General features: G+C 60.9%; 24 protein-coding genes. 9 read left to right on the forward strand and 15 right to left on the reverse strand.

Translation table 11 applies throughout. The features are described from left to right. Positions 1–237: 237 nt before the first annotated feature. The gene (locus ACI3K3_RS01940; protein WP_404911685.1) at positions 238–885 is read right to left on the reverse strand and encodes a recombinase family protein; all 648 of its coding nucleotides are present in this window, start codon (positions 883–885) and stop codon (positions 238–240) included. Positions 886–1,059: 174 nt separating this feature from the next. Here ACI3K3_RS01940 and ACI3K3_RS01945 point away from each other — a divergent pair, with 174 nt between their 5' ends. Together ACI3K3_RS01945 and ACI3K3_RS01950 are read left to right on the forward strand one after the other, a co-directional pair. Continuing rightward, complete coding sequence (locus ACI3K3_RS01945; RefSeq protein ID WP_404911686.1) at positions 1,060–2,337, forward strand: AAA family ATPase; 1,278 nt, start codon at positions 1,060–1,062, stop codon at positions 2,335–2,337. A 3-nt stretch (positions 2,338–2,340) separates the two neighbouring features. Beyond that, on the forward strand, positions 2,341–2,769 hold the full coding sequence (locus ACI3K3_RS01950) for a hypothetical protein (RefSeq protein ID WP_404911687.1): 429 nt from the start codon (positions 2,341–2,343) through the stop codon (positions 2,767–2,769). Between the two features lie 186 nt (positions 2,770–2,955). Here ACI3K3_RS01950 and ACI3K3_RS01955 read toward each other — a convergent pair whose 3' ends face one another. After that, the gene (locus tag ACI3K3_RS01955; protein WP_404911688.1) at positions 2,956–3,216 is read right to left on the reverse strand and encodes a helix-turn-helix domain-containing protein; all 261 of its coding nucleotides are present in this window, start codon (positions 3,214–3,216) and stop codon (positions 2,956–2,958) included. Between the two features lie 116 nt (positions 3,217–3,332). Between ACI3K3_RS01955 and ACI3K3_RS01960 the strand changes: the two genes are divergently transcribed. Together ACI3K3_RS01960 and ACI3K3_RS01965 are read left to right on the forward strand one after the other, a co-directional pair. Continuing rightward, the gene (locus tag ACI3K3_RS01960; protein ID WP_404911689.1) at positions 3,333–3,845 is read left to right on the forward strand and encodes a hypothetical protein; all 513 of its coding nucleotides are present in this window, start codon (positions 3,333–3,335) and stop codon (positions 3,843–3,845) included. 65 nt (positions 3,846–3,910) lie between these two features. Next, a complete protein-coding gene (locus ACI3K3_RS01965) occupies positions 3,911–4,276 on the forward strand; it encodes a hypothetical protein (protein WP_404911690.1) in 366 nt (121 codons plus the stop codon). Between the two features lie 362 nt (positions 4,277–4,638). On the opposite strand, the gene ACI3K3_RS01970 is transcribed toward ACI3K3_RS01965, so the two are convergent. The 5 genes from ACI3K3_RS01970 to ACI3K3_RS01990 all read right to left on the reverse strand — a co-directional run bounded on the left by ACI3K3_RS01970 (position 4,639) and on the right by ACI3K3_RS01990 (position 10,884). After that, on the reverse strand, positions 4,639–5,979 hold the full coding sequence (locus ACI3K3_RS01970) for a hypothetical protein (protein WP_404911691.1): 1,341 nt from the start codon (positions 5,977–5,979) through the stop codon (positions 4,639–4,641). A 722-nt stretch (positions 5,980–6,701) separates the two neighbouring features. Then, on the reverse strand, positions 6,702–8,426 hold the full coding sequence (locus ACI3K3_RS01975) for a tyrosine-type recombinase/integrase (protein ID WP_404911692.1): 1,725 nt from the start codon (positions 8,424–8,426) through the stop codon (positions 6,702–6,704). A gap of 291 nt (positions 8,427–8,717) precedes the next feature. Further along, the gene (locus tag ACI3K3_RS01980) at positions 8,718–9,200 is read right to left on the reverse strand and encodes a hypothetical protein (protein ID WP_404911693.1); all 483 of its coding nucleotides are present in this window, start codon (positions 9,198–9,200) and stop codon (positions 8,718–8,720) included. 440 nt (positions 9,201–9,640) lie between these two features. Further along, positions 9,641–9,940, reverse strand: coding sequence for a YdaS family helix-turn-helix protein (locus ACI3K3_RS01985; protein ID WP_404911694.1), 300 nt, complete (start codon positions 9,938–9,940; stop codon positions 9,641–9,643). Positions 9,941–9,990: 50 nt separating this feature from the next. After that, on the reverse strand, positions 9,991–10,884 hold the full coding sequence (locus tag ACI3K3_RS01990; RefSeq protein ID WP_404911695.1) for an EamA family transporter: 894 nt from the start codon (positions 10,882–10,884) through the stop codon (positions 9,991–9,993). Between the two features lie 109 nt (positions 10,885–10,993). On the opposite strand from ACI3K3_RS01990, the gene ACI3K3_RS01995 reads away from it, so the two are divergent. From ACI3K3_RS01995 to ACI3K3_RS02005, 3 genes are all read left to right on the forward strand, one after another. Then, a complete protein-coding gene (locus ACI3K3_RS01995) occupies positions 10,994–11,452 on the forward strand; it encodes an Lrp/AsnC family transcriptional regulator (protein WP_313435459.1) in 459 nt (152 codons plus the stop codon). Positions 11,453–11,522: 70 nt separating this feature from the next. Then, entirely contained in the window at positions 11,523–11,945 is a 423-nt protein-coding gene (locus ACI3K3_RS02000; RefSeq protein WP_404911696.1) for a Rap1a/Tai family immunity protein, read from the forward strand. A gap of 135 nt (positions 11,946–12,080) precedes the next feature. Then, positions 12,081–12,362 (forward strand): hypothetical protein, encoded by a 282-nt coding sequence (locus tag ACI3K3_RS02005; protein ID WP_404911697.1) that lies wholly within the window; start codon positions 12,081–12,083, stop codon positions 12,360–12,362. A gap of 106 nt (positions 12,363–12,468) precedes the next feature. On the opposite strand, the gene ACI3K3_RS02010 is transcribed toward ACI3K3_RS02005, so the two are convergent. Then, positions 12,469–13,671 (reverse strand): acyltransferase family protein, encoded by a 1,203-nt coding sequence (locus ACI3K3_RS02010; protein ID WP_404911698.1) that lies wholly within the window; start codon positions 13,669–13,671, stop codon positions 12,469–12,471. 326 nt (positions 13,672–13,997) lie between these two features. On the opposite strand from ACI3K3_RS02010, the gene ACI3K3_RS02015 reads away from it, so the two are divergent. After that, complete coding sequence (locus tag ACI3K3_RS02015; protein ID WP_404911699.1) at positions 13,998–14,441, forward strand: GtrA family protein; 444 nt, start codon at positions 13,998–14,000, stop codon at positions 14,439–14,441. Here the strand turns inward: ACI3K3_RS02015 and ACI3K3_RS02020 are convergent. The 7 genes from ACI3K3_RS02020 to ACI3K3_RS02050 form a co-directional block, all read right to left on the reverse strand. After that, the gene (locus ACI3K3_RS02020; protein ID WP_404911700.1) at positions 14,410–15,390 is read right to left on the reverse strand and encodes a glycosyltransferase family 2 protein; all 981 of its coding nucleotides are present in this window, start codon (positions 15,388–15,390) and stop codon (positions 14,410–14,412) included. The genes ACI3K3_RS02015 and ACI3K3_RS02020 overlap by 32 nt on opposite strands. Positions 15,391–15,394: 4 nt before the next feature. Then, on the reverse strand, positions 15,395–16,396 hold the full coding sequence (locus ACI3K3_RS02025; protein ID WP_404911701.1) for an NAD-dependent epimerase/dehydratase family protein: 1,002 nt from the start codon (positions 16,394–16,396) through the stop codon (positions 15,395–15,397). Between the two features lie 75 nt (positions 16,397–16,471). Continuing rightward, positions 16,472–17,731, reverse strand: coding sequence for a class I SAM-dependent methyltransferase (locus ACI3K3_RS02030; protein WP_404911702.1), 1,260 nt, complete (start codon positions 17,729–17,731; stop codon positions 16,472–16,474). Continuing rightward, on the reverse strand, positions 17,724–18,944 hold the full coding sequence (locus tag ACI3K3_RS02035; protein WP_404911703.1) for a DegT/DnrJ/EryC1/StrS family aminotransferase: 1,221 nt from the start codon (positions 18,942–18,944) through the stop codon (positions 17,724–17,726). Before ACI3K3_RS02035 ends, ACI3K3_RS02030 begins: the two co-directional genes overlap by 8 nt. Further along, positions 18,935–20,050, reverse strand: a complete 1,116-nt coding sequence (rfbG, locus tag ACI3K3_RS02040; protein WP_404911704.1) for a CDP-glucose 4,6-dehydratase — start codon at positions 20,048–20,050, stop codon at positions 18,935–18,937. Before rfbG ends, ACI3K3_RS02035 begins: the two co-directional genes overlap by 10 nt. 10 nt (positions 20,051–20,060) lie before the next feature. Beyond that, a complete protein-coding gene (gene rfbF / locus ACI3K3_RS02045) occupies positions 20,061–20,897 on the reverse strand; it encodes a glucose-1-phosphate cytidylyltransferase (protein ID WP_404911705.1) in 837 nt (278 codons plus the stop codon). 353 nt (positions 20,898–21,250) lie between these two features. After that, positions 21,251–22,987: a hypothetical protein gene (locus tag ACI3K3_RS02050; RefSeq protein ID WP_404911706.1), complete on the reverse strand. Its 1,737-nt coding sequence runs from the start codon at positions 22,985–22,987 to the stop codon at positions 21,251–21,253. Positions 22,988–23,311: 324 nt separating this feature from the next. Here ACI3K3_RS02050 and ACI3K3_RS02055 point away from each other — a divergent pair, with 324 nt between their 5' ends. Next, positions 23,312–24,469: a glycosyltransferase family 4 protein gene (locus ACI3K3_RS02055; RefSeq protein ID WP_404911707.1), complete on the forward strand. Its 1,158-nt coding sequence runs from the start codon at positions 23,312–23,314 to the stop codon at positions 24,467–24,469. Positions 24,470–24,483: the final 14 nt, after the last annotated feature.

Below are 24,483 nucleotides of genomic sequence, written 5' to 3' on the forward strand. Positions count from 1 at the left end.
AACTTGTATTTATACAGGCGGCGGTCTGCTGTAAAAATGTACCAGCAGATAATTCGTCATAATTACAATCGTAGCACTTTAGGCCAATGGCCTCTTTGGGTGTCGTATCGGTCAAGTTTCAATATTCCTAATGTTCTCCTTTTTTACGGGAAGAGCTGAATTGCCCTTCGCCGGCTGCAAGGTAAATCTGTCTATAGCATCTCGCGGGTTGATGCGGCAAGCGTTGGTACATACAATTTAAGCTTTCGACTTAATTGTATTAGTAGATGCGCAGTACCGTTTCACCGTTGCTGGTGACAAATTGAAATGAGTAGCTGTCACTTGGATGCTTGCCTCGTGTTCGGTACGCCAACGCGCAACGGTTGCTGCATCGTTTGCCATTGGTCGTCCAAGGCTTGCCTTCCCTCTATGGGTCTTCCCTGTTGTCGTTAGCGATGCTCTGGCTGCGTCCCTGCCTGCATCGCAGCGCTCCTTGATCCGGGTGCGCTCCATATCTGCAATTTGAGCGAGAACGGCGACAATGAGTTCGCCTACGCCCTTTGCGATAGCGCCAAGGCCAAGCACTTCAACGGTGACGCCCTTTTCGATGAGCTTCCGCACAGTCGCTTGGACATTAAGAGCGTCGCGTCCAAGCCGGTCGATAGAGGCAACGTGAATGGTATCCCCCTCTCGAACATAGTTGAGCATGGCGGCAAATCCCGGACGGCTTTCGGCTGGGATCGCACCGGAAACGCCCTCGTCTGCAAACTCCTTGTCGAAAGGCCCTGGCAGTGAAGAGCGCTGCGCTTCAATGGACTGATCGCCAGTCGATACCCGATAATATGCCAGCCTGCTCATAAATGCCCCTTCGAGTCGCTCAAAAGATACCATATTATTATGAGCCATAGGTCATAATGCAAGATGATATCTTATGATCCAAACAGAGTGCTGGCTGGAAGGCGGGCTCAATACTTACAAGTTGTGAGCCGCTTGGGCATACCTCTTCGTAAGCGCTTCCTCCTCTACACTTGCTCCTGCCGAAGAATGTATGCATGGGGCAGGGGTGTAAGGGGGAAGTGCATGATTACGCTAACCATAGAGGACTTTAGCTGCATCAAGCTTGCGCGCTTTGAGTTGGCGCCAGTGACCGTTTTGATCGGTCCTCAGGGCAGCGGTAAGAGCGTTACAACGAAGCTCTTTTACTTCTGCATAGATGTGCTCGCACGACAATATGCTTGTGCGGAGAAGGGTATCGAGTTTGACGAGTTTAAAAAAGATACCGCCAAACTCTTTCGGCGCTGGTTTCCGTCGAGCGCTTGGGGGGCTAAACGCTTTAATATAAGCTTTCAAGCCGGCGACTTTTCCATTCGCTTTCTTCGCAGGATGTCGAAAGGGGTGCCGTCTGAGGAAGTAGCTGTAACTTTCAGCGACTTTTTTAAGTTACAGTACTCTGAGCTGGTATTGGCGTATAGTCGTCTTAAGGCCTTAGAAGTTGAGGAAGATGCAATATTGCGTCGCTCTGATGGTTCTTGGCGCGTGCGAGAAAAGTCTGAAAATCTATTAGGAAAAGTTCTCGGCTCTCATTACGTTGATCGCCAAGTTTTTGTTCCGGCAGGCAGGGCTTACTTTACAAGTATTGGCCGATTGGTTGCGGCGATTGAGCAAGCGAGCAGTCTCGATCCGGTTACCATACGTTTTGCAAAGATTTTTGCGTCCCTACGCGATTTCGCTGGCCGCCGGGCGTTCGGAAGGGCTGACCGAGACGCGAAGCGTGCGCGAGATGCTGTTATGAGCGAGTTGTTTGGCGGGAAAATAAAATTTGAAGGCGACCTTGAGTTCGTCGAGACGAACGACGGAAGAGTTGTGCCGTTCAACGCTCTGTCCAGCGGTCAGCAAGAACTTTTGCCGATGTGGCTATTGCTCGATTATTATGCTGACAGAGGCTCATCGGATGGTGCTGGTGATCTATTTTACATAGAGGAACCGGAGGCTCACCTATTTCCGGCAGCGCAAAGCCTTTTGATGGATTTCCTAATCGGGCAACTCGTTTCGAAAAAACAAAAAAGAAGTTTAATCCTAACTACTCATAGCCCGTATATTTTGGCCAAATTGAATAACTATTTAAAAGCTGGCGCTATAGGTAGGCAGAAGAAGAATGTTGCTGCCGTATCGGGAGTTGTAGACAGAGATTGTTGGCTCACCCCTTCACGAGTTAAGGCTTATGCCATTGCGGACGGGACGTTAGTCGACATTCTGGGGGTGGATGGGATGATTGAGGCCTCGTATATCGATAGTGTTTCAGATGAGGTGTCTGCCACGTTCGGGAAGCTTCTCGATATTGAATTCCCGGAGGATTGATCCATGTGCGCGACAGCTTGTGTTGAAGAGGTGGACGGGTCCAACGTGACGGTCAAGGAGCGGGGGCGGCGGGCTAATTTCAAAAATCCTGGCAGAAGCACTTTCCAGAAAATTCAAGTTGATAAGTGCCTCGTAAAGGACGGAAAGAAGGCTGATTGGATCGTCCGAAAGATTGGCGTTGGCAGCATTGTTGTCGAGCTGAAGGGAAAAGACCTTGACCAAGCGTGTCGGCAGCTTTTGGCTACGGTAGAGCATCCTGACTGTCAGCCTTGGCTTCAAGAGCAGAAAGCTCTTTTGATTGTCTGCTCTCGCTATCCGTCTGTCGATACGACTGTGCAAAAGGTCCGTCTGGCAGCTCGCAAGCGAGGAATGAGGCTGAGCGTAGTTTGTGACCAAGGTGATTTCATCTTCGAAGACGTTCTTAAGGGGTAGTACTGCGCGGGTTTGGATGTGAGATGGAATTCTCAAAAAATGATTGAGTAAAATTCACTTAATTCATTGATTAGCCGTACTTTATCATCCCACCCGGCGCGTCCTACTTTATTTCATGTTCCAATTCACGCGAGGCATGTCGGGAGGCTCTCGACATGCAGTTGAGTCTCGTGAAAGCGATTAACATTAAATAGAAGGATTCTCTCCCAACTGGTCGCGCATCGTTTGTAGCAAAAGGCCGGGCTCTTGACCTAATGCCTCTGCAATTACAATAAATTCTTGCACATCAAGGCGGCGTTCAAGCAATTCTATCTTATTGATAAAGGACGGGGGTTTTCCGACCCGCCTCGCCAGTTCTCTTTGGCTAATCCTTAATTCTTGGCGAACTGCGGATAAAGCGCTGATTAAAGTTCGGTAATCAGGCGATATCACCCAACCGCGATGCATTGAAGTGTCCCAACAGAAAGTAAGGCCGCCGGGATAAAGCCACTTGCGGTTGTCCCCATGATGGGGACATAGGCAATTGGTAGCGCGGTGAATCTTCCGCGCTGGAAAGAGGGGGCATGACTTCAATTGAGAATCCGCAACCTTCCGAGGAGGGCGAAGCTGTTGTTGAGCCAAAGCGGCAAAAGGACTGGTGGGATAGCGTTTTTGATGATGGACCGGCGGCGAAGCGGGGATGCTTCGGCTGCTTGACCGTCCTTGGCATAGGAGCGCTCGCGCTCTTCGGTTACACAGTTTATTCTTTTCAGCAATCAGCAGTTCAGCACCTAAAGGATGAACAGGCTGCTAAGATTGAAGAGGCCTCCCGTGGCCCCAGCGAGACTAATACCAATGCGATGTGCGACCTGGCAGTTAAAAGCGTCTTGGTTTCGGAAGACTCGTTCGATCCTGAATGGGGCGGGTATTTCCATGCGGAGGGCGACATTGGCGTTGTTTCGAAGAAGTTCGACTCCACCAACGGTTTCGGTGCGAAGCTAACCTCCCGTTATACATGCATGTGGAATTCTAAGACGGATACCATTGTATCCCTTGAGGTTACTGACCCTTACGGCGAAACGAGGAAGCTGCGATGAAGGCAGGGATATCCTTTCCTCTTCTATGTTCGCTTTCCCTTGTAGGATGCGAGGGGCCAACTCAGGTGGCGTCTGATGCGCCTACCTCCCCGGTCGCCGAAACCAATGCGATGGCAACTCCATCAGCGATTATCGACCCGGTGAAGGCGGCCTTGATCTGCAAGGCAGGGATCGCAAAACTGTTTCAACAGCCTACTGCTTCCATGAAAGCCGTGCCGATGGCGGGCGGGATCATCCGTGTTTCCTACCGTCGCTCGTCGGACAATACCTTTTGGAAGAACGATTGTCGGCTGGAAGGCGCTCAAATCATCTGGCGCGCAGTTGATGTCACTCCTGGTGCTGGTCCGGGAAGGTGGCGCGACGATCCAGCCGACGGGCGGGTAACCTACACCATGAATGGCGATGAGATCGTGGTGGAAGAGACGTTCTAGCTCTCTCGCGCCTCAATTATGGACTTTGGGGAAGGGGGTATGTCTTAGAATGGTTCAGGAGGGCTGAAACGAGTCCATTTCTACTCCCAACCCCGATTGCCTCTAACGTCACACTGACAGTCGGAAAACCAAAGAGTGACGGTGGCTTAGTCGCGATTGATCGGCGTCTGTGGTGTTGAATGTGAGCTAAAATGCCCTCAGAAGCCCGTACGGCGCATAAATCAAAAAATATGACCCATCCTACCGCGAGGGGGGTTGGATGCGCTGTACGGGCTTTAAATTCGCACGCACTAGGAGTGCTTGCCGGGGTCATTATGAAAAGGGAACTAGTATGATAGTATAGGACGTATAATATTTATATATTATTTGATCTTTGTATAACATCTTTCTCCCATTCTGTCTTTGAAGTTCCGTATTATGACTTGGGAAACTCTTTCAGAATCACTTTGTCTTGAGATAAGCGAATCATGAAGGGGAAGGGTGGGTATCCCCTCTGTTATCAAATTATTGATAGACTTAATTAGGATTTGGCTTTCAAGGAATTGGAAGTCAGCCCATGTAATCCCGCTGCCTTCAACTGATTTAAGAAGAGGGATATGCCGTATGGCAATCTCTCTTACCTGCCGGAACGGATAATCCTTCGGAAGATCACCGGTCTCTCCTGACAGGGGCAGTCCATTTCTAACTCTTTTATTATAATCCTTTAGGTAATCCTCCCGGGCGTTAGGGGACCATTGAGAAGGAATCTTACCGCTGCCAAGAGTGATTGCGCAGAATAGTTTGACCCCATTCCTTCCTATCTCTCCGGTGGAATAGGGATCGCCAGAACCCGGCAAAGGGGTCTTCATAAGCGCGTGGAAGATGGTCAGATGGCTGGCGCAGATATCGACTTCAACGGTGGCCTCCCCGTTGATTCGGATTAGGGGCCGTTCTTTATACTTATCTATGGCTTGGAAGCCGCCACCCACAGCATACAATCTGCCGCCCTTGTTCCAATCAAAGCCCCTCTGATCGCCCTCGTTGAAGCTTCGGAAAAGTCCATCAAACAGCATTCCATCGAAATTTTGCTGGCGTAGGAATTCATTGATTTGATGAACCTCCTCTTCAAGCTGGACGACTTCGGCGCTTGGCTTCACGGTCATTGGCTTTCCGTGTATCTTCGGCCAAGAACCGCGCGTAGAAGCCGTTTTCAACCGAACTGAGTTATGAACCAAGGGAATGTCAGTACGGACGCCGAAATGCTCGCTAAAGCTGGCAGGAGTGATCCCAGCTGCTGAAAGGAGCAAGATCAATTTATCGGTGGAATGAAACCGCGATACTTTGCCGGGTATATCATCGAAAGGCTGCTGACCACGGACAAACCGGAGATACCCTTTTCCTACAAGCCCATTCCGAACGGCAACAAAGGGCTTATATCCGTGGTGAAATCCGGTGAATGACGCATTGTTCATTGCTCGATAGCAGGGTTGCGGCGGAAACAAGGATTGACCACGCAACAGGTCGGCGACGATTGCCCCGACAATTTCTTTATGGTTTGAGAGTGTCCTTGCCCTTGCTGTAATGTCTGCCGCGATCAGGTTTACCGATGAGATCGCCGCCTTGGACTTCGGTTGGTGCCGCAGGGAAAGGTAAATGGAGTCACCATAGGGGCTTTCGAGATTATTAGAATCCGAATTTATAACGCCTTCTACTGCCATAATCATTCTCTGATATTAAGATATATTTAAATATATTTATAATTAATAGCAATTTTGAGCCTAATAATCGATTTTTACGGTTCATTTATGTTTACCTTGAAATTGATTGTTTGAACGATGGGCGCCAGATCGTAAGCATTTTACATCGAATTCAGTGGGGGAAACGGCTCATCGAAATCGGCAGGAAGGCGAAGCGCCATTCATCACACCGAGGCGATGCACTTCGCGGGCTCAACGCCGGGTCGATGAATTAGGTAATGGGTGCCGATGCGGGTCAAATCGAAACCCCGTTTGCCGCAATGATGAAGCAAAAGGCCATGTGAAGCATGGCGCTCCACACTGGACGCCCGCCGGAAAACTATTCCGTCGGGATCAAGCAACGCTTGCTTGTCAAATATTTGGCGGATCCAAGCGTCGCCTTTCGGAGGCCGACGAACAGCAGGCGCCGTCATGACTCGGACCAATGACGGCGAGGATGTGAATGCAAAGTACCAGAGGGCATTATTTTGGCTCCTTCGAATAGAGCCAGTCCGTTTACGCACGTTTTGCCCGAGCGCAAGAAATCGTTTTTTAAAAGTAAAGTAACAAATTCGAAATTGCTATTTTCGGTCTTTTAGAAGTGACATTAAATAAAAATCATTATTAAACAGAGAGTTATGGCTTGCATCCAGGGCTCCAAGAAAAAATCGAACGTAATTTCGCAAGGTGTTCGATAATCTTGAACACGCCTATGGTGCCCTCGCGGGTTGAGGGACAATCAAACCCTTGTAGCGGCAGCCTCGAACGGCTGGATAAGTCTCTTCAATGGGGATTTCGCCAACGTAAATAGCGTCCATGCCGCCCTTCTCGTGCCCGACCACCTCATGAATGATGTTGGGGTGTAGTTTGTACTCGCTATTCCCGAGCATCGCCTTGAACGCTCCACGGAATCCGTGAAACGTTACTTCCTGTCTTGCTTCCAGAGGCAACCGATCTCCGAGCATCTGGCGCATCACAGTTCGATTGAAGGACCGGATCACCCGTCCATTCGACCATTGCTTGTCGTCGTTGCGATCCGTGTTTTTGCCGCTTGGCGGCTTCCAATCAGGGAAAACGCGTTCTGCGCCGGTCGCTTTGGTGCGCTGTATATACTCGGCAAAGCCGAGCTCCATGAGTGCATCCAAAATTGGCACTTTGCGGGCCTCACCCTTCTTTGTCCGGCGCCACTTGTTATCACGGACAACAATGTGCGGGGCGGTGGAGTCGAGGATGACCTCGCCAAGCATAAGGCCTCCCAACTCGCTGGCACGGCATCCGGTATATGCCGCAACGACAGGCACCCAGTACTCCGCGCCCGTCATGCGATATTCGCCGCGTTGATGGGACTGTACAGGCGAGGAAGATTTGCATCCCATAAACCAAGGGTGTCGAAAAACGAGGTTCATTTCATCAACGGTGAAGCGACGTTTTTCGGGCATGATCGCTCGGTTAGCGCGGGCAGCGTAAACATCGACATTGATTCCGCTTGCTGGATTGGGGCCTGAAAAGGCATCCTTGTCTATCGCGTAATTGATAACGGCGCGAAGCAATCCGATGCGCTTTTTCAACGTTGCGCGACTAGCTGGCCTTGTAATGCTGCCTAGGGTTTTGCCGCCGATCACCTGTTTCGCGAGGTGTTCAGCAAAACTTTGAAAGTCTCGGCGCGTCAGGGCGTCAAGGCGCTTGTTCCCAATCACGGTTTCGAACAGCCGCAACGAGGATCGAACTTCAGTTTCTGTTCGGGCAGGGTGATCCTTTTGCCTAAGGTACACTTCCACGGCTTCTCCTAGGGTTTGGACGGGCTTTGTCTCTGCTGATGCGGCGTCCCTAAGTCGCGGTGCGGTTTCGCCCAGGATCAGTGCTTGAGCCTCTTTACGTCCCCGGAGGGTGCCTGCTCGAATGGCTCCGGTAACTGCGCCGAATTCGGGAGAGCCAATAGGCGCCTCCCAGCCTCTGTTTTCGATCACCCAAGCGGCGGTTTCGGCTGGCGTTTCATGCTGACCATTGCCGCCGTGGCGTGTGTGGAGGGCTTGCTCCTCGTCCTCGGCGTGAAGCTCGAGCTCGTAGATCATTCGCTCATATTCTTCGGCATATGCCGGGTCGGCGTCAGCGCGAATGTGGTCGCGCTCAAGCGGTTCGATCACCAGCCTACGATAAAGATCTGTAAGTTCGTTCAGATCGGCTTGGGTGACCTTCCGAAGTGGATTTCGAGAAGGTGCTGGTGGTGGGGAAATGAGGGCGATGGAAGCTTGGCCCGTTGCAGCGGCTACCTTTTGCTCAAATTCAAGATGAACAGGGATGCAGGCCGCGTGCATTTCCGCAATGCTGGTTGTGCGAAGGGATCGGCGGAAAAGGGCTTTGGAGCCAAAGTGCACGGCGAACTGTCCGGCATCTTGCTTTACTCGTTCGGGAACCCGGCGCTCGTACTGGAACACATCGTTTCGCTTCCGCACATACCTGACAGCCGCAGCCAATTGCTCTTCCCTCGCCTTCGATTGTCTCACAGTTTGTCTCGCAGTACGTCCATCAAAACGGCTGTAATGCAAGAGATATTGGATTCCTGGCGTTGTTTTTCAAGTGGTGAATACCCCAGCAGGGCTCACCACCTTTTCCAACAGTTTCGGCAGGTGGTGTGGCGGCGGCATGCCGTATCGTCGCGGCGCTTGGCGCTTCTTGCGGTGGGTGCGAAAAGGCGGCTGGAGGAACGGTCAGCCGCCTGGAAGACGTCAGGAGTAAGGGATCGCCTCGGCCGTGAAGATCGAGACTTCCTGGCCTGGCATCATCACTGCGGATTTGCCGCTGATCCAGATAGATCCCAGCAGGGCGCCCACGGTATTTCCGCGACCCTCCTGGCGGTGGACGCCGCGCACGGCATAGTCCTTGCCGCCGACGTTGACCGTGTTGAACGTCACTTCGAACTTGCCGGACTTACCGCCGATGGCGCGGCCGGTCTTCCACGTGACCGTGCCTGTAACGGTGGATCCGCGCGGGATCACGACGGTTTCGCCTTCCTTGACGTCTCCTACCGTGGTGAACGTGAACTTCTGCCCCTCTTCAACATGCTTCGACGAGATTTCCGCCTGCGGCGTTACCGTCATCGACGTGCTGGCCGGCATGAACTTCGTGGTAGTCTGCTGAACGTCCTGCGCCGCGGCGGGCACAGCGACAGATGCGAGGCCGACGGCCATCGCAGTCATGAAATGCTTCATGATTTCCCCCTGCTAACAAAATATGTTCCCCGCAGGCGCCGTATCGCGGTTCGCGGTGCCGGGGAAGGGCAGGCGCGATTAACTCCAGTACATCCTTGAGGCGATACTCGCCGGCGGTGCGCATATCCACGCGAACCCGATCAGCCGTTGGCCGGCACGCACGAGCCCGCTTCGGTCCCCGCTATTTCCGCACTTGCGAAATTAATCTTTTCTTTCGGGAACAAATACATCCTTCGGGAATTAACCTGCTGCCGTGCGCAAGTGCGAACCCTCTTCCGCTATCGCGGAATTTGCGCTCGGCATCTTTGGAACGCTGCCCGGCGGTCGCATCGCGCGTCTTCGGAATGCATTTCGGACTGGACCCAATCCTTGGGGCCCCGCGGAGTTTCCGTGGGGCCTTTCTTTTGGCCGGCCATTTAGCCAGCCTGTCTGTCCGTCCGTCAGTCCGCTACAGGACGCCTGCTTTCGGGCTGAGCGAGGCCTTCCAATTGGCTTTCGGTCAGGTTCTCGCTGAAGGCGGGGGAGAGCTTGCGTTCGAGGCGGCGGCACATGTCCGAATGGGCGATCAGGGCCCGCGCGGTTTCGCGCAAGGTGGCATAGCTGATCGGAACTTCGCCCGAGATCCATTCGCGCACTTCGCGTTCGGCGATGCCCAGATGCCGGGCCAGGGCGCGTTGCCCGCCTAGGGCGTCGACCGCCTGGGAGAAGATGGCGAGCTGGATGTCAGAGGCTTGCGGCATTGCCGACGCATGCGCGCAATCCGGGCTGGGCGCAAGCCGTGCTGGCCGGATCAGGCCTCGCTGACGACAGGTTTATTGGGACCGGCGGTGAGGGTGGTGCCGATCGTGGCGCCGACGATGGCGGCAATCCCCAGCCATTGCGGCGGCGACAGCATCTCGCCCAGCAGCAGCACACCCGCCAGCGCGCCGACGGCGGGCTCGCCGCTGGTGAGGATGCCGAAGCTCTTGGTCGGCAGGCGGCGCAGGGCGAACATCTCCAGCGAGTAGGGGATTGCGCTGGAAAAGACGGCGACCACCAGGGCAATTGCCAGAACGTGCGGCTGGAGCAGCGTCGCACCGGCCTGGGCCACGCCGAAGGGGAGGGCGACCAGTGCACCCACGGTCATGCCATAGGCCGGTGCGGCGGCGCCAAGGGCCTCGCCCGCGCGCTTGCCGAGCAGGATATAGGCGCCCCAGAACACGCCCGCAGCCAGCGCCAGCAGGACGCCCACCGGATCGATCGCCTGGTGCGAGACATCGAGCGGCAGCAACAGCGCCAGTCCCGCCACGGCGAGTCCGATCCAGGCGAGGTCGACGCGGCGGCGCGAGGCGAAAGTCGCCACCGCCAGCGGGCCGGTGAACTCAGTGGCGAGAGCGATGCCGAGCGGGATGCGCTGGATCGAGAAGTAGAACAGCAGGTTCATGCAGCCCAGCGCCACGCCGTAAGGCAGCGCGGCACGCAGCATGCGTCGATCGAGCGGCTGGCGCCAGACGCGGAACACGCCGCAGAGAATCGCCGCCGCCAGTCCCAGGCGCAGCGCGGTGGTTCCAGCGGGTCCGATCACCGGGAACAGGGTCTTTGCCACCGAGGCGCCCCAGCAGATCGACACCATGGCTGTGGCGACGGCGGCGAGCGGCGCGAAATCGCTGGATGTGGAATGCGTTTTTAGGCGACGAAAGACCATGGAATTCTCGATTGGGCGTTTGGATTCGGCGATGCTTTTATCGTCGAGCGGCGATAAAGGTGCTCTATGATGGCGGGGCGGCGATAAATTTTATCGGAGATTGTCAGTCATGCCCGATGCGTTCGACTTGCGCATCCTTACCGAACTCCAGCGCGACGCGCGGATCTCGATGCCGGACTTGTCCGAGGCGGTAGGGCTGTCCGCGCCCGCCTGTTACCGCCGGGTCAGGGCCTTGCGCGAGCAGGGCGCGATCGAGCGGGAAATGGCGCTGGTGCCGCCACGGACGATGGGGTGGCTGGTGACGATGATCGTGCTGGTCACGCTGGAGACCGACAAGGGACGGGTGGTGGACGATCTCGTCGCGCGGCTAAGACAGGCGCGCGAGGTGATCGACGTCTGGTACGTCACCGGCGATCACGACCTGGTGCTCCAGGTGGCGGCGCAGGACATGGAACACTACGACGCCTTCTCGCGCCGCGTGCTGCATGGCGAGGAGCACGTCCGGGCGTTCAAGACGCTGGTGGTCATGCAGCATCCCAAGCGTTCGGCACCCCTGCCGCCGGCTTAGGTCTACGTCCTGGGCATTGACGGAGCCGGCATTTGTCCCAAGGGTCTGCGGCATGGTTGGAGATTCGAGAATGAAGTCCAGAACGCTGGCCTGCATGGCGCTGGTCGCACCGCTCGGCCTGTTTCCGGTGGCCGCGAACGCCGGTTTCTATACGGGGGATGAGCTTTACGCCGTCTGCACGGCCGAGCGCGGCAGCAATACCTATGTCGAGAATACCTATGAGTGCATTGCCTATATCACCGGCGCGGTCGATGCCTTCAACACCACGCGCAAGGCCAGCAAGCTGGATAGCTGCATCCCGGCGGACGTGACGATCAGCCAGCTCAAGGGCGTGACGGTGGACTACCTGCGGCGCAATCCCGAAGACCGCAAGGGCTCGGCTTCCGAGCAGGTCTTCGCCGCTACGCGCAAGGAATGGCCCTGTAAGGACAAGAAGGCGGAGACGAAGAAAGCACCGGTCAAGAAGAAGGCCCCGGTGAAGAAGAAGCGCTAGGGCAGTTTCTAATCAGGTGGGATCACTTGACGAATCGAAATATGCGGGAAACCAGAAACCTAGGGTGCGTGGGCGAATCAGACAGTCCGGTTGCGCCCCTTTGCAGACGTTTCGCTTTGCAGATAGCATGGCATCATGGAAGCCACCCCAATCATCAGAACCGATGCCGTATTCCTCGCTCGCCTGTTCGCTCAGTTCGCGACAGTGACCCTGCTTGTTTTTGGCGTGTTGCTGCTGGTCAATGAGGTCAGCTTCTGGTCGCGATGGAACCTGCTCTGGGTTATCGGAATTCCGTTCGGCGTCTCTTACGCGTTCAACCGAGATGGTCGAAGACAGGTCACCACAAGCTTCTGCCTGGTTCCGTGGTCTCTGACCTCCGTCTTTGTAGGGATCGCCTCATTCGCCATCGAGCCCTAAAGGCAGCTTCCCACCTCCAAAACGAAAATCTGCGCCGTTCAGCACTCGCCCCATTGCTGCCATTTAGCTGACGTTGAATTTGTCCACGCCGCCCAGACTTGCCGACCTACGCCGCGCCCTTCGCCCGGTTGCGGTGGAAGACGCGCTCGTGGAAGTACCAATGGTAGGGATAGCGCTCCAGCAGGCGGTAGACGATGTGCGTGAAGCCCAGTGTCACCGGCACCACCACCACCAGGAACAGCGCCAGCGACAGGGGCCAGTTCGGACCGAACAGGCCGAAATGCACGAAGATCTGGCGGGCCGCGAAGTACGTGTAGGGGTGGGCGAGGTAGAGGCTGTAGCTCACCGTGCCGAGGTAGAAGATCGCCGGGCGGTCCAGCAGGCGCGCGGTCAGGCTGTTCGGGCCGATCGCCATGTGGAAGTAGGCGGCGGTGAAGAACAGCATCGCATAGGCATGGGGATCGCCCATCTCCTTTTGCGTGAAACCGTAGTGCTGCACCGAGCCGAAGTAGAGGCAGCCGGCGAAGGCCGCGACTTCCCATAAAGGATGCCAGGCGCCGGACGGGCGCAGGCCACGTTCGTCGAGCAGGCGGGCGACGATCCCGGCGGCGAAGAACGCCATTGCCGGGAACCGGTAGATCAGCCAGGCGCTCGCCAGCGCCAGCAGCACGGTCGCCACGCGGTCCGCCGCAGCGCCGAACGGGCGGCGCAGCGCGACATGCGCGGTCAGGCAGGCCATGGCGTAGAACAGCACTTCGTAGCTCAGGCTCCAGGCATTGGGCGTGAGCTGCTCGGTCCCGGTCAGCAGGTTGACCATCAGCAGCGCCGGGATGATGGCGCCGAGGGAATTGACCTCCGGATAGGCGTTGCTCCAGGCGTTCATGGCGATGAACAGCAGCGAGAAGGCCAGGAACAGCGGGTAGAGCCGGAAGAAGCGCCGAAGCGCGAACTCGCGCGGGGTATAGCGCAGGACGCTGGGCAGGATCACGTAGCCGCTGATCACGAAAAACAGCCATACGCCCCAGCGGCCGAAGTTCCACGGCAGCTCGGTGAGGGCGAGATAGCTGTGGCTCTGTGGATAGACGTTCTCGCCGAGGCCGCCGATCACGTGGGCCAGGAACACCATGGTGGCGGCTATGCCGCGCAACCCGTGGACGGTGGGATTGAACGCGCCGTCGCTCTTCTTCCCGCGCGGGGGCTTGCTCGGCGTTTCGATCGTGAGCGTGGCCTGCCGGTCGAGCGCAAGAGCGGGGGAAGAGCTTTCGTGGAATCCGATATGGACAAGCGGTCCTGCACTCGGCTCCGTCACGTCGCGCTCCCTGGCTGTTTGCCGCGCCGACAGATGGAGAAGGCCATGCAGCGCGGCCCTTTGCTAAGTTCAGGACAAGGCCTTGAACGTGAACGAGAGAACACGACGGACCAATTCCGGTCAATTGCCATGAATCGTCAGCGGCGGTCCTCCGAAAGACTTATGGAGAACGGCATAGACGGCAGGCGGGCGCGCCGACCGGTCCCTACCACTTGTGCGAACGCCGGGCCTTCCGAATGACCGAAGGCGCTATGCTTCCGGGTGATTGCCCGCCGCTGCGGCGATGCGCACCCTGAGCGCGACCCCGTCGCAACAGGAAGATGCCCTTGACCCGCACTGATTCTCGCGCAGACCTGGGCCGCACCGCAGCCGCGTCACTGGGACGCGAGGCGGCTACACTGGTGCGGTTCGTGCTGGTGGGGCTGGGCAATACCGCGATCGGCTATGGCCTGATCCTGGGCGGGCTGCGGCTGGGACTGGGAGACTATGCGGCGAACATGGCGGGCTTCGCGCTGGGCCTGCCGATCTCCTACGGCCTCCACCGCCACCTGACCTTCCGCGCGCGCCACCGCGCCACAAGGGCCGAGGCGCTGCGCTATGGGGTGGCCTTCCTGATCGCCTATGCCGCGAACCTTGCCGTGGTGGCGATGGGGCGGGCGGCGGGCTTCGATCGCAGCGCCCTGGTGCAGGGCGCCGCGATCTGCACTTACGCGGGGGTGCTCTTCGTGCTCACCCGCGTCACTGTCTTTCGCGCGCGACCAGCGCGATAACTTCGGGGAAGTTGAGCTTCTGCTCGACGATCGGTTTCGTCCCCGGCTTGGCCTGGAGGAACAGCCGCCCGACATATTCGCCCAGGATGCCCATGAACACCGCGTTGATCGAGATCGACATCAGCAGCAGGATCGTCGTGGTCGCGAAACCGGCGGGCCAAGCCTGGCCCAGCAGCACGCGGCCGACGAGGTAGATGAACGTCAGCACCATGGAGAGCACGCCGATGACGATGCCCGCGATCGAGGCGATCCGCAGCGGCATCAGCGAGTGATTGAGCACACCATCGACGGCCAGCGAGATCATCGACTTGAGCGGGAACTTGCTCTCCCCGGCGATGCGGTCGCCGCGGTCGTACTCCAGCCCGACCTGCGAGAAGCCCATCGCGCTGATCAGCCCGCGCAAGTAGGGCGAGGCGTCTTCCACCTTGTGCAGTTCCACCAGGATGCGGCGGTCGACCAGGCGGAACTCCCCGGCGTTGACCGGCAGGTCGTCGTCGCTGATCCAGGTGATGAAGCGGTAGAACATCCGGCGCAGCGTGGCGACGAAGAAGCCGTCCTTCAGCGAGCGGCGGATGCCGTAGACCACCTGGTGACCGTTGCGCCATAGCCCGAGCATCTCGGGGATCAGTTCGGGCGGATCCTGAAGGTCGCAGTCGAGCTGGATCGAGCAGGCGCCCGTCGCCGCCTTGTAGGCGCAGAGCAGCGAGCGCTGGTAGCCGTAGTTGCGCGAAAAGCGAATGACCTTCAGAGCCGGATCCTTGCGGGCGAGGTCTTCCAGCAGTTCGAAGGTGCGGTCTGTCGAATGGTTGTCGGTGACGATGATCTCGTAGCTGTAGTCGGGCAGCTTCTCGAAGACGCGCACGATCGATTCGTAGCAGCGCACGACGTTGAGTTCCTCGTTGAAGGCGGGAACGAGGATGGAAACCAGGGTCTTCGGCTCGGCGTTCACGGGGCTAACCTGCTTTCGTGCACATGAGTTGCTCGTCCGCGACAGTGCGGGCGAGGCCTTCGTCGAGATCGATGCGATAGCGCCAGCCGAGACGTTCGGTGGCGAGGTCGGGGCTGGAGAGCAGGGTCGCCGGGGCGGCGGCCTGCCCATCGTCCGACAACGCGGCGCGGGCAAGGAAGCCTTCCGGGCAGCCGGTCAGGGCTTCGATCCGATGGGCCACTTCGTCCATCGTCGGGGCCAGGCCGGTGCAGACGTTGACGCAGTCGATGTCGCGCCCGGAATCAGTGGCCGCATCGGGGGCGAGGCGGGCGATATGGAGCAGGGCGTCCACCGCATCGTCGACGTGGAGCAGGTCGCGCCGGTCGGCTGGGCGGCGGATGACCATCGGCTGGCGGTCGAGGCAGGCCCGGATCAACGCGGGGATGAGGAAGCTCGCCGCTTGTCCGGGACCATAGCAGAGCGCCAGCCGCGCGGTCACCACCGGGAAGGGCAGGCGCGGGCTTAGCATGGCGATCGCCTCGGTGGTCGCCAGCATCCCGGCGCCGTAGGGCGTGGAGGGCACGGCGCGGTCCTGCTCGCAATAGGGCAGCGGCGCGTGTCCGTATTCGGCGATCGTGCCGGCGCGCACCACCGCTTCGGGCGGCTCGGGCAGTTCGGCCAGCGGCTCCAGCAGGTTCAGTGCCGGCTGGAGGTAGATCGCGGCCGCCCCGCGCGCGGCGGAGAAATCCGGGTGCGGCGGCAGGCGGGTCTCGGCGGCAAGGTGGAATACGCGGCGGGGCCGGAGCGCGCGGATGCAGCGCTGGATCTCCAGCCGGTCGGCCAGGTCGATGCGGTGGATCGTCAGGCGCTCGGCAAAGGGCGAGAGGCGACCGAGTTCGGTGGAGGGCCGCACGATGACATGGACCTTTGCCGCATCATTGAGGCCGCCCTCTTCCAGAAGGTGGCGGACGAGATGGGCGCCGATGAAGCCGCCGGCACCGGTAAGCAGCGTTACGCCTTCGGGCACTGGGCAACCCTCCCCCCAATGTGGCTCGGGCCGACCGTGCCGCGCGGCGTCCGGTCGACCCGATCTGGTTTTCGTTCAGCAGACGATACGCGGCACCGGCAGAGGCACCAGGAACTTGCCGCCACGCGCGCGGAACGCGGCCTGCTGTTCGAAGATCTCGTCGAAGAAGTTCCAGGCCAGGACGAACAGCACGTCCGGCTTTTCTTCCTCGATGGCTTCGACCGGGCGGATCGGAATGCGCGTGTTCGGCGAGTAGAGGCCGTGTTTCAGCGGATTGCGGTCCACCAGGAAGTCGAGATAGCTGGTGTCGATCCCGAAATGGGTGATCAGCGTATTGCCGCGCGCCGAAGCGCCGTAGCCGGCGATCTTCAGCCCTTGCGCCTTCATCTCGTCGAGCATGGCACGCACGTCGCGGCCCATGTCCTCCACGTCGCGCGCCAGGGCGTCGTAAGTTTCCGGCAGCAGCATCCCGCCCGCCAGCTCGTCGCGCAGCATGTCGCCCACCGAATGCGAGGGACCGATGCCGGCCGCCTTGCGGTTCAGGAACACGCGCATCGAGCCGCCGTGGATGTCGGGCAGAGAGAGCGCGTCGGTCACTTCGAGGTCGAAGAACGCCGCGAGCTTGACGATCGACAGCAGGCTGAACTCGGAGACGTGCTCGTGGTAGATGTTATCGAACTCGGTGTGGTCGATATATTCCTTGGCGCGGGGCACCTCGATCACGAACGTCCCGTCGTCCGAGAGCAGGATGCAGATCGCTTCCATGAAAGTATGGAGGTCGCCGATGTGGTTGAAAGTGTTCGTGGTGGAGATCACTTTCGCCGGGCCGCGCTGCGAGCGGACCAGGGCGGCCGAGGTCGGCGTGAAGTAGTCGATGTGGGTTTCGACCCCGCGCTCGGCGGCCATGGCGGCGATGTTCTCGGCCGGGTCGAAGCCCAGCGTCTTGCAGCCCAGGGCGTTGCAGGCAGCCAGCAGCAGCCCGTCGTTGCTGCCGATGTCGACGATCAGCCCGTCCTCGGCGCGCTCTGCCAGCACCTGCGCGAAATCCGCGAAGTGGCTGTGCATCCGCGCGGCGCCCGAAGGCACGTAGAGGTAGTGGCGGAAGAAGTCGGCCGGGATCTGATCGGCGATCTCCACCAGTCCGCATTCCAGGCAGACCTGGGTGTTGAGCGGGAACGCGGGCTGCTCGCCGTCGAGATCGTCCGGACGGATCAGCATCTGGCCGGGGGCATGGTCGCCCAGCGGCAGGAACAGGTAGGGCGCGGGCGCCTTGCAGGCGCGGCACTCGGACAGGATGTCGGTGGCGTTCTGTTCGGGGATCGGCATCTCAAGCATTGGCCGTCTCCCGCGAGGGTGTGACCGAGAGCGAGCGGACGAAGCCTTCGAAAGTTTCGTGCATGAAGTCGATGTGTTCCTCGGTCAGGCCGTGATGGCAGGCGAGCAGGATGCCGCCCTTCATCACCGCGTCGGCCACGGGGCAGCCTTCGGGCGGAGCCTTGAGCGTCACGTCCTTCATGGCCGGCTGGCGCAGGATGTTGCCGGTGAAGACCGGGCGGGTCTGGATGTCGCGCTCTTCCAGCCAGATCTGCATCTGGGTGCGGGTGAAGGGTGCGTCCTCGCGAATGGTGAGCGGGAAGGCGAGCCAGCCCGTGCGCGATTCCGGCAGCTGTTCGGGCAAGACGAACCAGTCCTCGTACTGCTTGAAGAACTGATACTGCCGCGCGAAGTTGTGTTCGCGGGCGGCGATGTTGTTGTCGAGCTTCTTGAGCTGGACGAGGCCGAAGGCGGCGCCCATCTCCGAAGGTTCGACGTTGAAGCCCAGTTCGTCGAACAGGAACTTGGCGTCGTAGTCGATGCCGTCGAGCGCCACGTTGAAGCGCTTCTCGATGCTTTCGGAATCGACGTAGAGCGAGCTGGTGCGGCCCCAGGAACGCAGCAGCAGCGCGCGGCGGGCAAGGTCTTCGTCCGAAACGCAGAGCATTCCGCCGTTACCTGCCGCATTGATGACGTGCGAGCCGTAGAAGCTGGTGGTGGAGATGTGCGAGCGGGTGCCGGTGCTGGTGCCGCGCAGGGTGGCGCCCAGGGTGTCGGCGCTGTCTTCCACCACCATCAGGCCGTGCTTGTCGGCGATCTCGCGGATGCGGTCCCAGTCTGGCAGGTTGCCGATCAGGGAGGGGATCATCATCGCCTTGGTGTTCGGCCCGATCATCGCCTCGATCTTCTCGACGTCGATGTTGTAGGTGCCGACCGCCGAGTCCACGAAAGCCGGGACCAGGCGCGAACGCACGATCGGCGCCACGGTGGTGGCGAAAGTGAGCGCGGGGGTGATCACCTCGCTGCCCTCGGGCAGGTTCAGCAGCTCGATCGCGAGGTAGTTCGCGGAAGAGCCGGAATTGACCATGATGCCGTGGTCCTTGGCGAACAGCGCCGAGACCTGTTCCTGCATGGCCCGTACCTTGGGCCCCATCTGGGTCGACGTCCGCAGGACTTCCATGACGGCGGCGATTTCCTCTTCGCCGTGAACAGTCTGGCCGTAATTTACGCGCATAGTGCTTCCCCCTGGAGTGTTTCGGTGAATCCGCCCGCGTACCGGGCGATCTGCGCCTCGCTGAAGGCGCGCATGTCTTCGTTTCCGGCCGCGAAGGCGCGGTACCATTCGGCGCTCATGGTCACGGCCTGCTCGGTCGAGAGGCGCGGGCGCCAGCCGAGGCGGGCGTGGGCCTTGCTGCTGTCGAGCGTGAGCATTCCCGCCTCGTGCGGATCGTCGGGGCGGCGGCCGAAGGCGATCTGCGCCACACCGGGGCCCCAGGCCCGCTGGAAGTGGCGCGCGATTTCCTCGACGTCGATGAAGCCATCGGCGCTGGGGCCGAAGTTCCAAGCCTCGGCAAAGCGCGGCGCCTGCTCCCCAAGCAACCGCGCACCCAGCATCAGGTAGCCCGCGAGCGGCTCCAGCACGTGCTGCCAGGGGCGCACGCTGGCCGGGTTGCGGATGGTCACGGCGGTGCCGGCCATGGTGGCGCGCACGACGTCGGGCAGCAGGCGGTCGAGTGAGTTGTCACCCCCGCCGATCACGTTGCCCGCACGCACGGTGGCGATCTGGCAGCCGGCGGGATCGGAAAAGTACGAGCGCCGGAACGCGGCGGCGACCAGTTCGGTGCAGCCCTTGGAAGCGCTGTAGGGGTCGGCTCCGCCCAGTTCGTCGGTCTCGCGGTAGGGCCATTCCCACTCGCGGTTCTCGTAGCACTTGTCGCTGGTGACCACGACCACGCCGCGCACCGAGGGCATCCGCCGCACCGCGTCCAGCACGACCGCCGTGCCGGTGACGTTGGTGGCGAAAGTCTCCACCGGGTCGTCGTAGGACGGCCGCACCAGCGCCTGCGCGGCGAGGTGGAACACGAGGTCCGGCTCCACGCCCTGGCAGGCCTGCGCATAGGCGGCGGCATCGCGGATGTCGGCGATGCGGTGGTCGACCAGCCCCCCGAGGTCGACCGAGTGAAACATGTCAGGGCCTTGCGGGGGGCGGTGCAAGGCGACCCCGGTGACCTCTGCGCCCAGTTGCCTGAGCCAGAGGCATAACCAGCCACCCTTGAAGCCGGTGTGGCCGGTCACCAGAATCCGCTTGCCCCGATATGCCGAAACAAGCGCCTGATCCATTGAGCCTTTTTCAGGCATGTTGCAGCTTCACGGGCGCATCGGTGCTGAGCACCGGCTGGCCGTTCTCGAAATCCATCCAAGGCGGCATCGCCTGGCAGCCCAGCTTGTCCAGCGTGTCGCGGTCGCGCACGGTGTCCATCGGGTGCCAGAAGCCCTTGTGCTTGTAGGCCATGAGTTGGCCGTCATGGGCCAGGCGCGTCAGCGGCGCCTGCTCCAGCGGTTCCTCGTCGCCGGTCAGGTAGTCCAGCACGCCCGGCTCGAAGACGAAGAAGCCGCCGTTGATCCAGGTTTCGTACTTGATGACCTTCTCGGTGAACTCCACCACCTGGCCGCCGTTGCCGTCGCACGGGCCCAGCTCCAGGTTGCCGAAGCGGGCGGGCGGCTGCACCGCGGTGACGGTGGCCAGCTTGCCGTGCGAGCGGTGGAACGCCAGCAGCGCGTCCAGGTCGACATTGCCGACGCCGTCCGAATAGGTGACCATGAAGGTCTCGTCGTCCAGCCACGAGCGGAGCCGCTTGAGGCGCCCACCGGTCATCGTGGCCAGGCCGGTATCGACCACCGAGACGCGCCAGTCGATCTTGGACGTGGGCCGCAGGGCCATCTCGCCATTGCCGATGCCGACCGTGAAGTCGTTCGACATGAGATGGAGGTCCTGGAAGAAGCTCTTGATCGCCATGGCCTTGTAACCGCAGGCGACGATGAAGTCGTTGTGGCCCCAGCGGTCGTAGATATCCATGACATGGAGCATGATCGGCCGACCGGCCACTTCGACCATAGGCTTGGGAATACGAACCGTTTCTTCGGCAAGGCGGGAACCCAGGCCCCCAGCGAGCAGAACGACTTTCATGACCGCATCTCCGGTATCGGAATTTGCAGGAGAATTTCTCCGGGCGATGAAGGAAGGTTAAGGGCAGAGCGGGCCGGCGGAGAAGTGTTCATCCGGGTTAGGCAGCTTTAGCCAGTGGGAGTGCCAAAGGGTTAAGCGCAGGGCAGCAAATGCGCGGTTGGGCCATTTCGGGAGGGATTGCAGATCATCGTCGTCCCGGACCTGATCCGGGACCGCTGGCAGTTCTTTAGACGCACCCTCGCGATGAGCCGCCTTCGGGCCCAGCCGAGAGTTGGGCGTGGCTCGGCCAGCGGTCCCGGATCCCCCGCTTTCGCGGGGGCAGGCAGGTCCGGGACGACGACAGTGCCGGCAGCCTACTCCAGCCCGTCATCCGCTTTCAGCGGGCGTCGATAGAGCACCGGGCCGGTGCCGTCCGGGCGGCTGGCGAATTCGAGATAGCCGTGGCTGCGCGCATAGTCGGCGAAGGGCTGTTCCAGCGGTTCGTCGCCGCCGATGAGGATGGTCGCGGGCCGGTTGGCGTCGAGCCAGGAGACAAGATGCGTCGGCGATGTCGTCGTCCAATAGGTACGATCGCTGGGCGAGAGGTAGTCGGCCACGCGGTAGATGAACTGGCCGGGGGCGAATTCGCCAGGCACGGATAGTCCGCCTTCCATGGCCAGCAGCGGCGAGAGCGTCGCTACCGTGTCTCCGGACGAGGCACCCGCGCTGCGCACCAGACGGCGCATCTCGCCATGGTTCTTGATGCCCACCCAGGATCCCGGTCGCGCCAACGAGACGAGGCCCGGCCCCAGGCGCGAAGTGGCGCAGAGCAGCGCCACGAAGGCCAGCGAGAGCAGCAGGGCATCGGCCGCCAGCCGGTTCTCGCCCAGGGTGCGGGCGCGCAGCAGCACGACCAGCAGGACCAGGAAGGGAATCGGCGGCACGAAATACTGGGGGAAGGACGGGCTTGGTACGAAGGAAATGACCACGCCCATAAGCGCCAGCGCCAGGGCCAGCACCACCGGCCAGGACCAGACCGCCAGCAACCCGTCCCGCCAGCCGCGCCGCCGCAGCGGAAGGGCCACCAACGCCACTGCTCCGACGAGCGCGAGCAGGGTGGCGTTGGAGGTCCAGATGTCCTCCGCCAGCAGCACCTTCTGCGCGACGCTGACGATCTTGGGTTCGGTGGAGTGGTCCCAGTAAACCGGCTGGAGCTGGGTGAAGTAGCGGATGGTGTGGGCGAAGAAGGCGTCCGGGTCGGAGGCCATGGCGATCAGCACGGGGATGCCGCCGGTCAGGCCGCCCAGGGCCAGCGGCAGGGTGCCGCAGGCGAGCCGGTTGCGGAGCGGGCGCGACAGAGGGGCAAGCACGGTCGCGGCTGCCAGGAACGGCGCGAGGAAGATGTAGTTGGCCTTGAAGCCCACCGCGACGGAAACCAGCACGCCCGCCACGAAGCAGGCAATCCACGAGGGGCGTTCGCGATCGAGGCCGACCAGCAGAAAGTGGAAGGCCAGCAGCGCGAAAGGCAGCGGCAGGAAGTTGTTGCTCACCAGCATGCCCGGCGGCCCGATCAGCAGCACGTTGCCCATCATCAGCACGGCGGCGGCGAAGAAGGCGGGAAAGCCCACGCGTTGCCGCCGCGCGATCAGCCAGAGCGCCGCGATCGACAGGGCCCAGGCCGCCGCGATCAGCAGCCGGCCCAGCAGCAGGAAGTGCCCCGTGCTCGTCAGCCAGTAGAGGCCGCCCAGGGTATAGGGCAGGTAGGGCAGGTGGTTGTAGCCGAAGTCGCGATAGATGTCGCCGGTGCCCCAGAGGCGCGAGACGGCGATGAAGAGGTTCTCGTCGCGCCCGATCGGGAAGGCCAGCAGGCGTCCCACCAGCCCCAGGTAGAGCACGCCCAGCAGGCCGGAGGCGGCCAGCACCGCCAGGCTGGGCGTCGCGCGTTGGCCGACGCCGCCGGGACCGTCGCTGAGGCCGGGCGATAAAGCGAATGCGGGTGCGTCGTTGCCGATCTCGCCATCGGGCGCGGCGCCCGACGGCGCGGCTTCCCGGCTCCGGGATGCGGCCTGAGCGTGGCCCGACCTTGCTTGCGGCTTATCCCGATCCATCATCCGACTTCCCTGTTGCCCTCGGTTCCGGCAGGCGCAATTCACCCCGGCGCGCCTGCCCCCTCGGGCGGAGTGTGGAGGATGGGGTGGGGGAGCGTGAGCGCGATTAGGGCGTACCCACTCAGGATGACGCGTAGGCCGGGGAACGGGCGGATTCGCCGCTCGGCCCGAGCCTGTCGGGTGCCGCTTCCATAACCCGACAAGCATCTCTTCCATAAAGAGTTAGACCGCATGACCGCCTGCCTGCCGCGCCGTCGCTTGGCTAGATTGCGTGCATCCTGAGGTTTTCACGAGGGCAGGCCGCCTTTGGCACTTTCCACCAGACCGATGCGCATCGCGATCCTCACTTCCGGCCTTGGCGCCGGGGGCGCGGAACAGGTGATCGCGCAACTCGCGCACCACTGGTGCGGGGCGGGGCATAAGGTGGACGTGATCACCTTCGATCGCCCCGAAGACCCGATCTTCCATCGCCTGCCGGAGCAGGTCGTGCTTCACCGGCTGGGCGGGAGCAGCGGCTTTGCGGGTATGGCGGGCCGTGTCGTGGCGCTGCGCCGGGTGCTGCTGGGCAGGAGGGGGGGGCGAGGAAGCCCGAAAGAGCGGCCGCAGGTGATCGTGTCGTTCCTCACCAAGAACAACCTTATCGCCGCGCTCGCCACGCTGGGCACGCCCACGCGCCTCGTCTGCGCCGAGCGCAACAATCCCGAGCGTCAGGGCACGCACCCCTTGTGGAACCTGCTGCTGCGCCTGCTCTACCGGCGGGCCGACGCCATCGTCTGCCAGACCGAGGCGGTGCGGCGCTGCTTTCCCGCCGCCGTGCGGGGCAAGCTGGTGACGATCGCCAATCCCGTCCCCGCGCCGGATGTCGCGCGTGCGGCGGGCGAGGTGAAGCGGGTCTGCGCCGTCGGGCGGCTTACCCATCAGAAGGGCTTCGACCTGCTGATCGCCGCCTTTGCCCGCGTGGCGCCGCGCTGGTCCGACTGGCGGCTGGACATCTGGGGCGACGGGCCGGAGCGCGCCGCGCTGGAAGGCCAGATCCGTGATCTCGGGCTGGAAGGGCGGGTGGTGCTGCGCGGGCTCAGCCCCCGGCCGCGCGCCTGGGTGGCCGAGGCGGGCATCTTCGTGCTTTCGTCGCGTTATGAAGGGTTTCCGAACGTGCTGGGCGAGGCGATGGCCGCCGGTCTGCCGGTGATCGCCGCCGACTGCGATTTCGGCCCGGCCGACATGGTGGAACAGGGCCGTAGCGGGATCCTCGTGCCGGGCGAGAGTCCGGGCGTATTGGGCGAGGCTATCGCCGGGCTGATCGCGGACCCCTTCACCCGCAGCCGCATGGGCGCGGCGGCGGCCGAGGCGATGGCACGATCCCAGCCCGCGCGGATACTCCGGGAATGGGACCGGGTGTTGGACCTGGTATTAGCGCAAGTGCCCGAGGGGCGGCATCATGGCGCAAGTTCCGATGCGGGAAGAGTCGCCGGGGCTGAGGGATAATCGGGGGGTAACAG

The organism is Novosphingobium sp. ZW T3_23 (assembly GCF_044987305.1).
GTDB lineage: Bacteria > Pseudomonadota > Alphaproteobacteria > Sphingomonadales > Sphingomonadaceae > Novosphingobium.

What these genes read in the sequence shown, in the direction of transcription:
- ACI3K3_RS01940 (WP_404911685.1), bottom strand. Translation starts at nt 885, where the DNA reads ATGGCTCATAATAATATGGTATCTTTTGAGCGACTCGAAGGGGCATTT.
- ACI3K3_RS01945 (WP_404911686.1), top strand. Translation starts at nt 1,060, where the DNA reads ATGATTACGCTAACCATAGAGGACTTTAGCTGCATCAAGCTTGCGCGC.
- ACI3K3_RS01950 (WP_404911687.1), top strand. Translation starts at nt 2,341, where the DNA reads ATGTGCGCGACAGCTTGTGTTGAAGAGGTGGACGGGTCCAACGTGACG.
- ACI3K3_RS01955 (WP_404911688.1), bottom strand. Translation starts at nt 3,216, where the DNA reads ATGCATCGCGGTTGGGTGATATCGCCTGATTACCGAACTTTAATCAGC.
- ACI3K3_RS01960 (WP_404911689.1), top strand. Translation starts at nt 3,333, where the DNA reads ATGACTTCAATTGAGAATCCGCAACCTTCCGAGGAGGGCGAAGCTGTT.
- ACI3K3_RS01970 (WP_404911691.1), bottom strand. Translation starts at nt 5,979, where the DNA reads ATGATTATGGCAGTAGAAGGCGTTATAAATTCGGATTCTAATAATCTC.
- ACI3K3_RS01980 (WP_404911693.1), bottom strand. Translation starts at nt 9,200, where the DNA reads ATGAAGCATTTCATGACTGCGATGGCCGTCGGCCTCGCATCTGTCGCT.
- ACI3K3_RS01985 (WP_404911694.1), bottom strand. Translation starts at nt 9,940, where the DNA reads ATGCCGCAAGCCTCTGACATCCAGCTCGCCATCTTCTCCCAGGCGGTC.
- ACI3K3_RS01990 (WP_404911695.1), bottom strand. Translation starts at nt 10,884, where the DNA reads ATGGTCTTTCGTCGCCTAAAAACGCATTCCACATCCAGCGATTTCGCG.
- ACI3K3_RS01995 (WP_313435459.1), top strand. Translation starts at nt 10,994, where the DNA reads ATGCCCGATGCGTTCGACTTGCGCATCCTTACCGAACTCCAGCGCGAC.
- ACI3K3_RS02000 (WP_404911696.1), top strand. Translation starts at nt 11,523, where the DNA reads ATGAAGTCCAGAACGCTGGCCTGCATGGCGCTGGTCGCACCGCTCGGC.
- ACI3K3_RS02005 (WP_404911697.1), top strand. Translation starts at nt 12,081, where the DNA reads ATGGAAGCCACCCCAATCATCAGAACCGATGCCGTATTCCTCGCTCGC.
- ACI3K3_RS02030 (WP_404911702.1), bottom strand. Translation starts at nt 17,731, where the DNA reads ATGCTTGAGATGCCGATCCCCGAACAGAACGCCACCGACATCCTGTCC.
- ACI3K3_RS02035 (WP_404911703.1), bottom strand. Translation starts at nt 18,944, where the DNA reads ATGCGCGTAAATTACGGCCAGACTGTTCACGGCGAAGAGGAAATCGCC.
- rfbG (WP_404911704.1), bottom strand. Translation starts at nt 20,050, where the DNA reads ATGGATCAGGCGCTTGTTTCGGCATATCGGGGCAAGCGGATTCTGGTG.
- rfbF (WP_404911705.1), bottom strand. Translation starts at nt 20,897, where the DNA reads ATGAAAGTCGTTCTGCTCGCTGGGGGCCTGGGTTCCCGCCTTGCCGAA.
- ACI3K3_RS02050 (WP_404911706.1), bottom strand. Translation starts at nt 22,987, where the DNA reads ATGATGGATCGGGATAAGCCGCAAGCAAGGTCGGGCCACGCTCAGGCC.
- ACI3K3_RS02055 (WP_404911707.1), top strand. Translation starts at nt 23,312, where the DNA reads ATGCGCATCGCGATCCTCACTTCCGGCCTTGGCGCCGGGGGCGCGGAA.